General features: G+C 68.7%; 16 protein-coding genes and 1 tRNA gene. 12 read left to right on the forward strand and 5 right to left on the reverse strand.

What is annotated here, in order from left to right:
* Positions 1–128 precede the first annotated feature (128 nt).
* The 7 genes from A5691_RS00915 to A5691_RS00940 all read left to right on the forward strand — a co-directional run bounded on the left by A5691_RS00915 (position 129) and on the right by A5691_RS00940 (position 5,085).
* Positions 129–710: a hypothetical protein gene (locus A5691_RS00915; protein WP_082950078.1), complete on the forward strand. Its 582-nt coding sequence runs from the start codon at positions 129–131 to the stop codon at positions 708–710.
* An 81-nt stretch (positions 711–791) separates the two neighbouring features.
* Entirely contained in the window at positions 792–1,214 is a 423-nt protein-coding gene (locus tag A5691_RS00920) for a DUF3052 domain-containing protein (RefSeq protein ID WP_067269553.1), read from the forward strand.
* On the forward strand, positions 1,214–1,675 hold the full coding sequence (locus tag A5691_RS00925; protein ID WP_067749675.1) for a peroxiredoxin: 462 nt from the start codon (positions 1,214–1,216) through the stop codon (positions 1,673–1,675). The genes A5691_RS00920 and A5691_RS00925 overlap by 1 nt, the downstream gene beginning before the upstream one ends.
* Positions 1,676–1,741: 66 nt before the next feature.
* Positions 1,742–1,813: transfer RNA gene (locus tag A5691_RS00930), tRNA-Val, on the forward strand.
* 89 nt (positions 1,814–1,902) lie between these two features.
* A complete protein-coding gene (locus tag A5691_RS27775; RefSeq protein WP_156675533.1) occupies positions 1,903–2,049 on the forward strand; it encodes a hypothetical protein in 147 nt (48 codons plus the stop codon).
* A gap of 154 nt (positions 2,050–2,203) precedes the next feature.
* Positions 2,204–3,700, forward strand: a complete 1,497-nt coding sequence (locus A5691_RS00935; RefSeq protein WP_067778480.1) for an NAD(P)/FAD-dependent oxidoreductase — start codon at positions 2,204–2,206, stop codon at positions 3,698–3,700.
* A gap of 35 nt (positions 3,701–3,735) precedes the next feature.
* The gene (locus A5691_RS00940) at positions 3,736–5,085 is read left to right on the forward strand and encodes a wax ester/triacylglycerol synthase family O-acyltransferase (RefSeq protein WP_067778483.1); all 1,350 of its coding nucleotides are present in this window, start codon (positions 3,736–3,738) and stop codon (positions 5,083–5,085) included.
* A 2-nt stretch (positions 5,086–5,087) separates the two neighbouring features.
* Here A5691_RS00940 and A5691_RS00945 read toward each other — a convergent pair whose 3' ends face one another.
* Positions 5,088–6,113 (reverse strand): AraC family transcriptional regulator, encoded by a 1,026-nt coding sequence (locus A5691_RS00945; RefSeq protein WP_067749682.1) that lies wholly within the window; start codon positions 6,111–6,113, stop codon positions 5,088–5,090.
* Between the two features lie 165 nt (positions 6,114–6,278).
* Here A5691_RS00945 and A5691_RS00950 point away from each other — a divergent pair, with 165 nt between their 5' ends.
* The 3 genes from A5691_RS00950 (at position 6,279) to A5691_RS00960 (ending at position 8,594) form a co-directional block, all read left to right on the forward strand.
* Positions 6,279–6,836, forward strand: coding sequence for a 2,4'-dihydroxyacetophenone dioxygenase family protein (locus A5691_RS00950; RefSeq protein WP_067749684.1), 558 nt, complete (start codon positions 6,279–6,281; stop codon positions 6,834–6,836).
* 19 nt (positions 6,837–6,855) lie between these two features.
* The gene (locus tag A5691_RS00955; protein WP_067749702.1) at positions 6,856–7,248 is read left to right on the forward strand and encodes a DUF1330 domain-containing protein; all 393 of its coding nucleotides are present in this window, start codon (positions 6,856–6,858) and stop codon (positions 7,246–7,248) included.
* A gap of 224 nt (positions 7,249–7,472) precedes the next feature.
* Positions 7,473–8,594, forward strand: coding sequence for an epoxide hydrolase family protein (locus tag A5691_RS00960; protein ID WP_067890643.1), 1,122 nt, complete (start codon positions 7,473–7,475; stop codon positions 8,592–8,594).
* Here the strand turns inward: A5691_RS00960 and A5691_RS00965 are convergent.
* The gene (locus A5691_RS00965; protein ID WP_068015500.1) at positions 8,591–9,421 is read right to left on the reverse strand and encodes an oxygenase MpaB family protein; all 831 of its coding nucleotides are present in this window, start codon (positions 9,419–9,421) and stop codon (positions 8,591–8,593) included. The genes A5691_RS00960 and A5691_RS00965 overlap by 4 nt on opposite strands.
* A gap of 61 nt (positions 9,422–9,482) precedes the next feature.
* Here A5691_RS00965 and A5691_RS27780 point away from each other — a divergent pair, with 61 nt between their 5' ends.
* Both A5691_RS27780 and A5691_RS00970 read left to right on the forward strand, forming a co-directional pair.
* Positions 9,483–9,635 (forward strand): hypothetical protein, encoded by a 153-nt coding sequence (locus tag A5691_RS27780; protein ID WP_156669934.1) that lies wholly within the window; start codon positions 9,483–9,485, stop codon positions 9,633–9,635.
* Positions 9,636–9,665: 30 nt separating this feature from the next.
* Complete coding sequence (locus A5691_RS00970) at positions 9,666–10,610, forward strand: cobalamin biosynthesis protein (RefSeq protein WP_068015502.1); 945 nt, start codon at positions 9,666–9,668, stop codon at positions 10,608–10,610.
* Here the strand turns inward: A5691_RS00970 and A5691_RS00975 are convergent.
* The 3 genes from A5691_RS00975 to A5691_RS00985 are packed head-to-tail and all read right to left on the reverse strand — an operon-like array spanning position 10,592 to position 12,603.
* A complete protein-coding gene (locus tag A5691_RS00975; protein WP_068015511.1) occupies positions 10,592–11,419 on the reverse strand; it encodes an SURF1 family protein in 828 nt (275 codons plus the stop codon). The two genes, A5691_RS00970 and A5691_RS00975, sit on opposite strands and share 19 nt — an antisense overlap.
* Before the next feature lies 1 nt (position 11,420).
* On the reverse strand, positions 11,421–11,918 hold the full coding sequence (locus tag A5691_RS00980) for a low molecular weight protein-tyrosine-phosphatase (protein WP_068015517.1): 498 nt from the start codon (positions 11,916–11,918) through the stop codon (positions 11,421–11,423).
* Positions 11,911–12,603 (reverse strand): HAD-IA family hydrolase, encoded by a 693-nt coding sequence (locus A5691_RS00985; RefSeq protein WP_197498854.1) that lies wholly within the window; start codon positions 12,601–12,603, stop codon positions 11,911–11,913. Before A5691_RS00985 ends, A5691_RS00980 begins: the two co-directional genes overlap by 8 nt.
* Position 12,604: the final 1 nt, after the last annotated feature.

The raw sequence follows: 12,604 nt of genomic DNA on the forward strand, positions 1-12,604 counted from the left end.
CCCTATCGTGCCGCACCGGCGTTTCGCGGGGCTAGCCGACATCGGGTAGCTGACGCGGGTTCACCCCGCGGACACGAACCCGCGCGTAGCGAAACGATCGGGGAGGCCACCCGGTAACGTCATGAGCCGTGCTCAGTGGATGGCGTGCCGTCCTTGCGGGGGGCTCCCCCAGGCGAGGCGCTTTGGCGCTCGGATGTATAGCGGCGACGCTGATGGGGATCGTGGGGTGTACCACCGTCACCAACGGCACCGCCACCCCCGACACCCAGGTCGCCCCGGCGTATCGGCAGTCGGTGTCCGCGTCGGTGTCCGCGTCGTCGGCGACCTCGCGGGTCCGCGAGTCCCAGCGGCAGCAATCGCTCACCACCCGGGCCGTGCGCACCTCGTGCGACACGCTGGCCACGTCGAGCAAGGACGCGATCGACAAGGTGAACATCTTCGTCGGCGCGTTCAACGCGGGCCGCAGCACCGGCCCGACGGAGGGCCCGGCGATCGACGCCCTGAACAGCAGCGCCGACACCGTGGGCAACAGCTTCAGCGATGCGCTGTCCCAGCAGCTGAAGGACGCGTTCAACACGTATATCGACGCGGCCCGGGGGGTGGCCAACGCGATCGGCACCCACGCCGCGACGGGTGAGTTCAATCGGCGCGTGGACCGCCTCAACGACGCCAAGACGAAAGCGCTGAAACTGTGCCTGGCATCCTTCTAAAGGCGCGGGTGTCGACGCGGTTGCGGCTGTGCGACGATAATCCCCATCGCACGGCGCGGGACGGTTTAAGGAGGCTCCACGGTGGTCGCGGCGGATCACGCCCCGAGCTACGCTCGCAAACTGGGCATCCAACGAGACCAAGTTGTCCAGGAATGGGGCTGGGACGAGGACACCGACGACGAGATCCGGGCCGACGTCGAGGAAGCGTGTGGCGCTGAGCTGCTCGATGAGGACACCGACGAGGTGGTCGACGTCGTGCTGCTGTGGTGGCGTGACGGGGACGGCGACCTGGTGGACACCCTGATGGACGCGATCGGTCCGCTGGCCGAGGACGGCGTGATCTGGGTGCTGACGCCCAAGACCGGCAAGCCCGGCCACGTCCTGCCTGCCGAAATCGCCGAGGCGGCCCCGACCGCCGGCCTGATGCCGACGTCGTCGGTCAACCTGGGCGACTGGAGCGCCAGCCGACTGGTGCAGCCGAAGTCCCGAACCGGGAAGCGTTGATGCTGCCCGTTGGCGCCACCGCCCCGGATTTCACACTGCGCGACCAGAACCAACAGCGTGTCACCCTGAGCTCCTACCGCGGCGCCAAGAACGTGCTGCTGGTGTTCTTCCCGCTGGCCTTCACCGGCATCTGCCAGGGCGAGTTGGACCAGCTGCGCGACCACCTGCCCGACTACGAGAACGACGACAGCGCGACGCTGGCGATCTCGGTGGGTCCGCCGCCCACGCACCGAATCTGGTCGCTGGAAAGCGGCTTCACCTTCCCGGTGCTGTCGGACTTCTGGCCGCACGGCGAGGTCAGCCAGGCCTACGGCGTGTTCAACGACGAGGCCGGCTACCCCAATCGCGGCACGTTCGTCGTCGATAAGGCCGGCATCATCCGGTTCGCGGAGATGAAGCAACCCGGCGAATCGCGCAACCAGGGGCTGTGGACCGAAGCCCTGGCGGCCTTGCGGGGCTGAGCGGGCCTGACGCGAGCTTACAGTTTTGAGTACCGGCCCTTCGGACGTGTAGCCTCCCCGGGGCACGGGCGCGTAGCTCAGTGGTAGAGCTCTGGTTTTACACACCAGCGGTCGGCGGTTCGATACCGTCCGCGCCCACTCATCCGCTTCGCGGGCACAACGCCATCGCGACTTGCAGGCTCGATTTTCGCCGTGGCCGCACGCTCGGGGCCTCATCGCGAGTCCCGGTGCTCACCCCGACGCGGTTGCGTGGGTACGAGGGGCGGGTTCGGGACTTCGACGTGGAGTTGGTCGACGGCGTGGGCCACTGGTTCGCCGAGCAGCGCCCCGACGTCCTGCTCGACCGGCTCCGCGGCTTACTCGCCGGCATCTGATCCCCGCTCGCACAGGAGGCCGATTGCACCCTTGCGCGCATATCTGCAGCTCGCCTGTCTCCGGATGCTAAATACGAGTCCTCTTCGGTCAAGACGTATGGGCCGCTGGTGCCGCACAGTTGATGCACTACATCGAAAGCAAAGGAGCCTCGCGATGACCACCACCACCGAGCACGTCGACGTGTTGATCGTCGGGGCCGGAATCTCCGGCATCGGGGCGGCGTACTACCTGAAGACCAGGCGGCCGGCCAAGACCTTCGCGATCGTGGAGGCGCGCGGTGAGATCGGCGGCACCTGGGATCTGTTCCGCTACCCGGGGATTCGCTCCGACTCCGATCTACACACCTTCAGCTACGAGTTCAAGCCGTGGGAGAACGACAAGGCGATCGCCAGCGCCGATGCCATCATGGCCTACCTGCGCGAGACGGTCGCGGAAAACGACATTGCGCCCGCGATTCGCTTCCACCACAAGGTGATCAGTGCGTCATGGTCGAGCACCGACACCCGGTGGACGGTCGACGTCGAGTGCACGGACACCGGTGCGCGGGTGCGCATCACCTGCGGCTGGCTGTTCTGCGCTGGCGGTTACTATCGCTACGACCAAGGTTTCACCCCCGAGTTCGAGGGCCGCGAACGGTTTTCGGGGCAGATCGTGCATCCGCAACTGTGGCCGGAGGACCTCGACTACAGCGGTAAGCGCGTGGTCGTCATCGGCAGCGGCGCCACCGCAGTCACGCTGGTTCCGGCGATGGCCGACACGGCGGCCCACGTGACGATGCTGCAACGCTCACCGACCTACGTCCTGCCGGTTCCCGCGAAGGACCGCATCGCCAATGCGCTGCCCAAGCTGGTGGGGCGTAAGCGGGCGTACGCGATCACCCGGCGCAAGAACATCGCCAAGCAGCGCGCGGTATTCCGGCTGTGCCAACGCCATCCCGACACCGCACGGCGCATCATCCGCTACCTCAACGCCAGGCAGCTACCGAAGGGATACCCGGTCGACGAGCACTTCCGGCCGGCCTACAACCCGTGGGACCAACGGCTCTGCGCGGTCCCCGACGGGGATATGTTCGCCGCGATCCGCAACGGCAGCGCCTCGGTGGTCACCGATCGGATCGACACCTTCACGGAGAAGGGCATCCGGCTCGTGTCCGGGCGGGAGCTCGAGGCCGACATCATCGTGACCGCGACCGGGCTGAACCTGCTGGCATTGGGCGGCATCACCCTGACCGTCGACGGTGCACCGGTGAACCTGCCGGAGAAGGTCGCCTTCAAGGGGATGATGCTCGACGGGGTGCCCAACTTCGCCTACTCGTTCGGCTACACCAACTCGTCGTGGACGTTGAAGGTCGGCCCGGTGTGCGAGCACCTGTGCCGCCTGCTCGACCACATGGACGCGCACGGGTACGCGGTGTGCTACCCGCACTTCAGCGGGGAGATGCGCACCATGCCGCTACTGGAAGTGCACGCCGGCTACGTCCAGAGGGCGGTCGAGGAGTTCCCGCGCCAGGGCGACCGCCAGCCGTGGCGGACGGCGATGGACCACCTCGCCGACGCCAAGATGCTGCGCGAGAGCTCCGTCGCGGATGGCAACTTGACTTTCATCCCGGTGGCGGCGATGCGCACACCTGATGCGGCGATGAGCGCGTGAGCGCGACCATCCATGACGAAAGCCGAAGGAAGACAATGAACCTCATCGCACCAGTCGACGCCTTCTGCCTGCTGGCCGAGTCTCGCGAGCACCCGATGCACGTCGCCGGCCTGCAGTTGTTCACGCCGCCGCCGGGCGCCGGCCCGGAGTTCGCTCGCGACATCTACGACGCCTTGGTGGCGGGCGGCCACGTGGCTCCCGCCTTCCGGAAGCGTCCGGCCAAGACGCTCGGTGCGTTCAGCAACGCCCTGTGGAAGTTCGACGAGGAGATCGACCTCGGCTATCACGTGCGGCGCTCGGCGCTGCCCGCGCCCGGACGGGTCCGCGAGTTACTCGAGTTGACGTCGCGGCTGCACGGAACCCTGCTCGACCGGCACCGCCCGCTGTGGGAGACACATCTGATCGAGGGGTTGGCGGACGGACGTTTCGCGGTCTATACCAAGATGCATCACGCGGTCGTCGACGGCGTGTCCGCGCTGCGAATGTTGCAGGGCGCCTTGAGCGCTGACCCGCATGACACCGTGATTCGGGCTCCCTGGGCACCGCCGCCGCGGCAGAAGCGGCCGGCTCGTGGGCGCCGCGCGATGCTGGCCGACGCCATTGCGACCGCGGCCGGCTTCGCGCCGGCGACGCTGAAGCTGACCCGCGCCGCGCTGCTCGAACAGCAGCTGACCCTGCCGTTTCGGGCTCCGCGCACCATGCTGAACGTTCCGATCGGCGGTGCCCGGCGGTGCGCCGCCCAGTCCTGGCCGCTGGAACGCATCAAGGACGTGAAGAACGTCGCGGGAATGACGGTCAACGACGTCGTTCTGGCCATGTGCGCCGGCGCATTACGCTCCTACCTCACCGATCACGAGGCGCTGCCGGACAAGCCGCTGACCGCGATGGTCCCGGTGAATCTGCGCACCGAACGCGACGCGGACGGCGGCAACGTGGTCTCTGCTGTGTTGTGCAACCTGGCGACCGACCGCGACGATCCGGCCGACCGTCTGCGGACCATCCATGAGTCCATGCGCGACAACAAGCTGGTGCTGTCCGAACTGCCACGCGCCCAGGCGATGGCGTTGGGGATGGGCTTGCTGGCGCCGGCCGCTTTCGGCGGGATTCCGGGCCTCGGCGCGGCAACGCCGCCGCCGTTCAACATCGTCGTCTCCAACGTACCGGGTGTGCAGAAACCGTTGTACTGCAACGGGGCCCGCCTCGACGGAAACTACCCGTTGTCGATCGCCGTGGACGGGCAGGCCCTCAACGTCACGGTCGCCACCAGTGCCGACAGCCTCGACTTCGGTCTCGTCGGATGCCGTCGCGCCGTCCCGCACCTGCAGCGCCTGCTCGGCCACCTGGAAACCTCACTCAAGGACTTGGAGCGGGCGGTCGGACTGTGAGGTCAGGAAAAGGCGGGATGTCTGCGGGGTCTGAGGGCGCGCCGGTAGGCCGCCGGCCCGGTGCCGAACCAGCGCTTGCAGGATCGGGTCAGCACGCTTTGTTCGGTGTAGCCGAGCTCTCGGGCAAGGTGAGACAGGTCGATGTCGGTGTCGCGCAGGTAGTGCTCGGCGGTTTCGCGCCGCAAGTCGTCGATCAGCTCGAAAAACGTTGTGCCTTCGTCGGCTAACCTGCGTTGCAACGTCTTGGGGTGGACGTTGAACTGCGCCGCGATCACCTCGAGCTTCGCGGCGCCGGTAGGCAACAACTGCCGGGCGATCGTGCGCACCGACTGGCTCATGTCCGGGCCGCGCGGGCCGATCAGCGTGCTGAGGTATTCGACCACAGCCCGGTGAGCCAGTTCGTCGTGCTGGAGCGAGCCGCTCAAGTCGGCGGTTCGGAGAGTGAACCCCGCGACCGGCTCCGCGAAATACGGCCTGCATCCGAAGTATTCGCGATACTGCGCGGCGGGGGTGACCGGCTCATGGGGCACGTGCACCGAAAGCGGGCAGTACGCGGCGCCAAGCAGCAGCCGCAGCACCTCCAGGATCACGCCGAGCGACAACTCCACGCTTTGGATGACGGGCGGCAGGCGCTCCATGAGGATGTGAAACTCGAAAAAAGAACGTTCGGGACGGTCCGGCACCGGCGCGGCGCGGACCGACAGGGCGGGGCTGTACGCGGCAAGAAAGGTGCCGAAGATCGCCATCGCGTCACCCACCGTGGCCGCCGTGCGGGCCGCCACCCCCACCGGACCGAGGATCTCGATGCCCTGCCGCCGGGCCAGGCGGCGGCCGAAATCCGGTGTGGCCGTTTCTTCGGCTGCCGACTCCAAGGCGAAAACCACTCCGCGCAACGGCACGAACACCTCGTAATGGCCGATGTCCATGGGCCGTATCCCCGCGCGCGCCAGCAGCCGTCGTGGGTCACCGCCCAGCTCGGTGACCAGTTCGGGATAGTTCGACAGCGCCGTGCCGCGCACCACCGACATGCTCCGGGATGCTAGTAGCGAACGGACCCCGGTGTCGTCAAAAGCCAAAAGGTAGTCTCTGACGGTCAAGACCGAAGGCATGCCACTTCGGCATCGTGGAGTCGGCGGTACCAACACCGCCCTTCCACCGATGCGGGGGAAGTCACTGCAGCCCAAGGAAAGACCATGACGCTCGCCGCTGAACCAACATCGGCCAAGACAAGCTCCGGAACGCCGTTGCCGCTGGCGGCCCTGCCGCAGGGCGAACTCCTGACGGTCAACGAGGGGGACAACCCCCTGCTGCGCGACGCGCTCGCCCCGGGAGTGCACTTCAAGCCGCTTCGCCTCGATTTGGAAGCCGGCTGCTGGGTGGTGCTGGCCGTCTTGAGTCCCGGAGCCCAGTTGCCGGTGCACTACCACACCGGCACCGCGGAGGCCTACACACTCTCGGGTCGCTGGTACTACCTCGAGTACCCCGATCAGCCGCAGACCGCCGGTTCGTATCTGTACGAGCCGGCCGGCTCCGTGCACACCTTCGTCTGCCCGGAGTCCAACACCGAGGACACGGTCGTGTTCATCCGCGTCGAGGGAGCCAACATCAATTTCACCGAGGACGGCCAATTCCACTCCGTCCTCGACGCGGTGATGATCCGCCACCTGACCCCGGTGGTCGCCGAGGCGCAACAAGCGGGGCCGGTCAATTACATCGGCGGTGGGGCCGCCGGCACGGTTAGCCAGCACTGACAACGACAAGGAGATCCACATGAGCACCTCGATAGAGACCACCCCCGAGCAGGTGAAAGCGCTCGTCGCGCGGCCGGCCGACGCCCCGGTGGTGATGGTCAATCTGCTGAAGTTCAAGAACCCCGGCGGCCTCGAGCGCTACCTGCAATACGGGGCGGAGGTCGCGCCGCACCTCGAGCGCGTCGGCGCGAAGGTTCGCTTCGGCGGCACCGCCCCCGCGGTGGTCATCGGCGAGGGTCAAGAGCCGTGGTGGGACGCGATCCTGCTCGTCGAATACCCGACGCCGGGAGCGTTTTTGGAGATGGTCACCACGGAGGAGTACGCGAAGGTCCACGAGCACCGCGCCGCCGCGCTCGACCGCGGCGACCTGATCGCCACGTCGACATGGATGTCCGCAGAACAGTTCAGTTGACCGCGGTGGCCATGATCGCCGTACGAGTAGCGACCGCGATACCCGCGGTGCCGGCCCGGCAACCGGCCGGCTTCGCCGGTTCGCGTCCCTGTCGCGCTCTCATCCATTCGCGGCGGTCGTGGGCGTAACGCCACGGCGACTTTCGGCTCCGATCTTCGCCATGGCGTTACGCTCGCCCCGCACCGTGGCGGTGTGGCAACCTCAGGAGCGTGGACGAGCAACCCGTGGAACCGTTTCGCATCGATGTCCCTGAGGACGTCCTGGAAGACCTGCGCTCCAGGCTGGCGCGCACCCGATGGCCGGAAGCCGAATGCGTGGACGACTGGAGCCAGGGCATGCCGCTGGCCTACACCCGCGAGCTGGCCGGCTACTGGGCCGACGAATACGACTGGCGCTCACGCGAAGCCGCGCTCAACCGCTTCGACCAGTTCACCACCCAAATCGACGGGCTGGACATCCATTTCATCCACCAGCGATCGCCGCACGACGATGCGTTCCCGCTGCTGATCACCCACGGCTGGCCCGGCTCGATCGTCGAATTCCACAAGGTGATCGAGCCGCTGACGAACCCGGCGTCCGGGCGCGCAGAGGACGCCTTCCACGTCATCTGCCCGTCGCTGCCCGGATACGGGTTCTCCGGAAAGCCGACCCGCACGGGCTGGGGCGTGGAGAAGATCGCCGAGGCGTGGGAGGCGCTGATGCTGCGCCTGGGCTACGACCGCTACGGCGCCCAGGGCGGCGACTGGGGCGCCGCGGTGACCACGCAGATCGGGCGAAACCGGGGGCACTGCGCGGGAATCCACCTCAACATGCCCATCGGGCGGCCCACCCCGGAGTCCCTGAAGAACCCGACGGACGAGGAACAGCGGGCGATGGCCGCGATGGCCGAGCACCGCAAGTGGGGCACCGGCTATTCCAAGCAGCAATCCACCCGCCCCCAAACGCTGGGCTACGGGCTGGCCGATTCACCGGTGGGGCAACTGGCGTGGATCGTCGAGAAGTTCTGGGCCTGGGCCGATTGCGATGGCCACCCGGAAAACGCGTTCACCCGCGACGAGCTCCTCGACAACGTGATGGTCTATTGGGTCACCGACACCGCCGCGTCGTCGGCGCGTCTGTACTGGGAGAGCTTCAGGGTGTTCGGGCAGCTGGACCGAGTCGAATTGCCCACGGGGGTCGCGGCTTTCCCGCACGAGCTGCTGAAGGCGCCGAGAAGCTGGTGCGAGCCGGTCTACAACATCACGCATTGGACCACGATGGAGCGCGGCGGACACTTCGCGGCGTTCGAGCAGCCGGAGCTGTTCGTCGACGACGTCCGCGCGTTCTTCGCGACGATCCGGGGCTAGACGATTCGCCAACCCCGCCGCGCACGAAATCGCATGTCCCACAGGTAGATTTGATACCCGAGGACCCAGACCCCGTGCGGCAGGAAGAGGTCGGCCAGCCGCAGCGCGGACAGCAGCCACTCGAACCGGCGCTGCCGGCCCCGCGACCAGTCCAACCGCATCAGCGCGCGAAACTCCGGAGCCAGGAAACCCGTCGTCGCGAACAGGTTGAACGGGCCGGCCAAAACCCGCAACGGCCAGGGCAGGAACGCCAGCGACGCCACGCCGCGCAGATGCTCGCGCACCGGAGGGTCGATGCGCAGCTCGTCGAGCGAGCGCTTCCAGTACGCGTCGAACGCCGCCCGGTCCGGCGGCCACATGCCCTCGGGCACCTGCAAAGTGGTGCCCAGCCGGGCGGCGTCGAGGTAGACGGCGTCGGCGGCGGTGTCGTCGAGCGGGCCGTGCAGGAATTCGTGCTGGTCCACGAAATAGCGGTACAGGCACGCGGCCACCCACAGCTGCAACTTGGGGTCGAAAGCGTTGTAGGGCACCGGGCTTGACGACGTCGAGCGGACCTGCCGGTGCACGGTGTCGACGGCGCCGCGAATCAACGCGCGGTCGGACTCGGTCCCGATGGTGGCGGCCGCGAGGTAGGTGCCGGTGGTGCGGGCTCGCTTGAACGGATGCTTGTAGACGTTGCCGCTGTCCACCGGGCTTTCCAGCACCCCGTACCCGACGCCCGGCAAGGACAACTGCATGATCACGTTCGCGGCCGGGAGCAGCAGTGCCGCCGGGTTCAGGAGGTCGGCGACCCGGGTCGCGGGCCGCTTCGTCGCGGACGACGCCATGCCTTCGAGTGAACCACGACCCGGACGTTAGAACCGGCCGAAAACGGGCACGCCTAGCAAAATGAGCACCCCATTCGGCGTTCCGGCCACGGGCCCGGCGCGCCACCGGGCGACCGCGTCGACGGCCACGTTCGACTCACCCTTGCTGATCTGGTGGGTGATCGTCGTGCTGATCGCCGCGGTGATCGTCGCGGGCCTTTTCGCCATGGCCTAGCGCTCGGCACGCGTGTGAGACGCTGCCAGGGTGTTGGCGACGCGGACGCGGCTGGCCGGCGTGCTGGCCGGCTACCTGGCCGACGTGGCGCTGGGCGACCCGGCGCGGGGGCATCCGGTCGCGGTGTTCGGCCGGGCCGCGGCGGGGCTGGAGCGCGTGACCTACCGCGACGCCAGGGGCGCGGGGGTGGTGCACGTCGGCGTGCTGGTGGGAGCGGTGGGCCTGCTGGGCGCCGCGCTGCAACGGGCCGCCGCGCGCGGCGTTTGGCCCTGGTCGATCGCGGCCACCGCCGCCGCCACCTGGGTGTCGGTGGGCGGGACCTCGCTGGCGCGCACCGGCTTGGCGATGTCGGAACTGCTGGAACGCGGGGACATCGAGGGAGCGCGCCGCCTGCTGCCCTCGTTGTGCGGCCGCGATCCGGCCTGGCTGGACGCCGCAGGCCTGGCGCGTGCGTCGCTGGAATCGGTCGCGGAGAACACGTCCGACGCCCAGGTGGCGCCGCTGCTGTGCGCCGCCGTGGGCGGAGTACCCGCGGTGCTGGCGTACCGCGGCATCAACACGCTGGACTCCATGGTGGGCTATCGTTCGGCGCGCTATGCCCGATTCGGTTGGGCCGCAGCACGATTGGACGACGCAGCCAACTACGTCGCCGCCCGGGTGACGGCGGCGCTGGTGGTAGGTTCGGCGCCCTTCGTCAGCGGGTCGGCTTCGGATGCGGTGCGGGCCTGGCGCCGTGACGCCGCCCGGCACCCCAGCCCCAACGCCGGCGTCGTCGAGGCGGCCTTCGCCGGGGCGCTGGGCGTGCGCCTCGGTGGGCCCACGCAATACCACCACGAGTTGCAGATCCGGCCCACCCTGGGCGACGGCCACGAGCCGACGGCGGCCGACCTACGGCGCGCGGTGGCGCTGTCGCGGACGGTGCAGGCGGGCGCCGCCGTCGTGGCCGGGCTGCTGTGTTACCTGCGGCGGCCGTAGCGGTCGGCGAGTTTCGCCTCCACGGTCTTCGGCGGTTCCGGGGCCCGCGCAGCCGCGGCCGGGGGTTGCTTTTCCCGGCGGCGGGCGCGGATCTCGGAATACACGAAGTAACCCAAACCCAGCGGCGCGACGATGCCGAATGAAATCCACTGGATGCCGTAGGACAGGAACGGACCGGCGTCCAGGTGCGGCACGCCGATAACGCCGAGCCCGCCGGGCTGGTCCTCGGTCAGCTGGAGATAGGACCCGGCGAGGGGGACCTTCATCAGCGCAGCGACCTGTTCGGTGTTGATCGAATACACCTGCTGCACACCGTCCTGGGTGAACGGGTCCTTGCCCGGGACGGCGGCCTCGGAATCGCGCAGCCGCGCGGTGATGGTGACGGGTTCCCGGGGCGGGCGGGGGAACGGCGGCACCTGGGAGCCCTGCTCGGGCCGCACGTAGCCCCGGTCGACGAGGACCATGGGCCCGTCGTCGACGACGAACGGCGCCAGCACCTCGAACGCGGGTTTGCCCTCGATCACCCGCAACCGCGCCAGCACCTGGACGTCGGGCAGGTAGTGCCCGGTGGCCGTGACGCGGCGCCACTGCGCGTTCGGGGCCGCCGAACCTTGCTGCGGCAGCAGGGTTTTCAGGGGAACAGGCTCGGTTTTGAGGGAATACTCGATCTGGCGGTTCTCCCGCGACGTCCGGTTGTGCTTGCCCAGTTGCCACGGCGCCAGCACGGTGAAGCACAGGTAGGCGAACGCGATGACCACCAGCGCCAGCGCGATCCAGCCGGGCCGCAACAAGAACGTCAACCGACGCATGTCAGGGCGATCCGTTCCGGTCTAGCCGATCGTCGACCCAGGCGTGCAGGCCGGGCAACGAGGCCTCGATGACGGTGAACACGTCCTCGAAGTCCCGCGCGTCGCCGTAGTACGGGTCCTCGACGTCGAGGGCGTGGGCGCCCGAACGCGGGTCGAACGACCTCAGCATCCGCACCCGCTCCTCGTCGACGCCCAGCTCGCGCAGCATCCGAAGATGGTTACGGCCCAGGGCCACCACCAGGTCGGCCGCCAGATGGTCCGCGCCGACCTGGGCGGCGCGGTGGTCGGTGGAGTAACCGTGGGCGCGCAGCACGTCGGTCGCCCGGTCGTCGGCGCATTCCCCGACGTGCCAGTTGCCGGTGCCCGCGCTGGTCACCCGCACCGCGTCGGCGAGGCCGCGGCGGCGCAGCTGGTCGGCGAACATCTTCTCGGCCATCACCGACCGGCAGATGTTGCCGGTGCACACGAACGTCACGTGCAGCGGCTCGCGCTCAGACACCGAGCACCGCCCGCAGTTCGTCGACGGTCGCGGCGTGTGTCACCGCCGTGGCGCCGGCGGCGGTCGCCCCGTCGGGGAAGTCGTCGCGGCCGTAGCCCCAGCCGACCACCACGGTGTCGATGCCGTGCGCGGCCGCGCCGTGCACGTCGTGGCTGCGGTCGCCGACCATGAGCACCCGATCGGGCAGCGGCTGCAGTTGCTCCAATGCGTGCGCCAGCACCTCGACCTTGGTCTTGCGCGAGCCGTCCGGGCTCGCCCCGGCGATGACCTCGAAATGCCGATCGAGCCCGAAATGGGCCAGGATGCGGCGCGCCGTCGGCTCGAGCTTCGACGTGGCCACCGCCAGCCGGGCGCCAGCGGCCTGCAGGTCGGCCAGCAGCGGCTCGATACCGTCGAACAGGGTGTTCATCGCCCAGCCGCGGTCGGCGTATTCGGCGCGGAAGGCCGCGATCGCCCGCTCGGCGTCCTCGCCCAGCATGGCGTGGAACGTGTCGTCCATCGGCGGGCCCACGATCTGGGCCACCAGGTCGCCGTCCGGCACGTCCACGCCGACCTGCTCGAGCGCGTGCAGGAAGCTGGCCACGATCCCCTCCGCGGAGTCGGTGAGCGTGCCGTCGAGGTCGAAGATCACCAGCTCGGTCGCCAGGCGTGGCGAAGGGCGATCGGTGGACGTTGAGCCTGTCACC

Origin of the sequence: Mycobacterium sp. E183, assembly GCF_001667735.1 — a bacterium.
Lineage (GTDB): Bacteria > Actinomycetota > Actinomycetes > Mycobacteriales > Mycobacteriaceae > Mycobacterium.

Coding starts and splice junctions, on each gene's coding strand:
- A5691_RS00950 (WP_067749684.1), top strand. CDS start 6,279: ATGACGCTCGCCGCTGAACCAACATCGGCCAAGACAAGCTCCGGAACG.
- A5691_RS00945 (WP_067749682.1), bottom strand. CDS start 6,113: ATGTCGGTGGTGCGCGGCACGGCGCTGTCGAACTATCCCGAACTGGTC.
- A5691_RS27780 (WP_156669934.1), top strand. CDS start 9,483: ATGAGCACCCCATTCGGCGTTCCGGCCACGGGCCCGGCGCGCCACCGG.
- A5691_RS00975 (WP_068015511.1), bottom strand. CDS start 11,419: ATGCGTCGGTTGACGTTCTTGTTGCGGCCCGGCTGGATCGCGCTGGCG.
- A5691_RS00925 (WP_067749675.1), top strand. CDS start 1,214: ATGCTGCCCGTTGGCGCCACCGCCCCGGATTTCACACTGCGCGACCAG.
- A5691_RS00940 (WP_067778483.1), top strand. CDS start 3,736: ATGAACCTCATCGCACCAGTCGACGCCTTCTGCCTGCTGGCCGAGTCT.
- A5691_RS00935 (WP_067778480.1), top strand. CDS start 2,204: ATGACCACCACCACCGAGCACGTCGACGTGTTGATCGTCGGGGCCGGA.
- A5691_RS00965 (WP_068015500.1), bottom strand. CDS start 9,421: ATGGCGTCGTCCGCGACGAAGCGGCCCGCGACCCGGGTCGCCGACCTC.
- A5691_RS00955 (WP_067749702.1), top strand. CDS start 6,856: ATGAGCACCTCGATAGAGACCACCCCCGAGCAGGTGAAAGCGCTCGTC.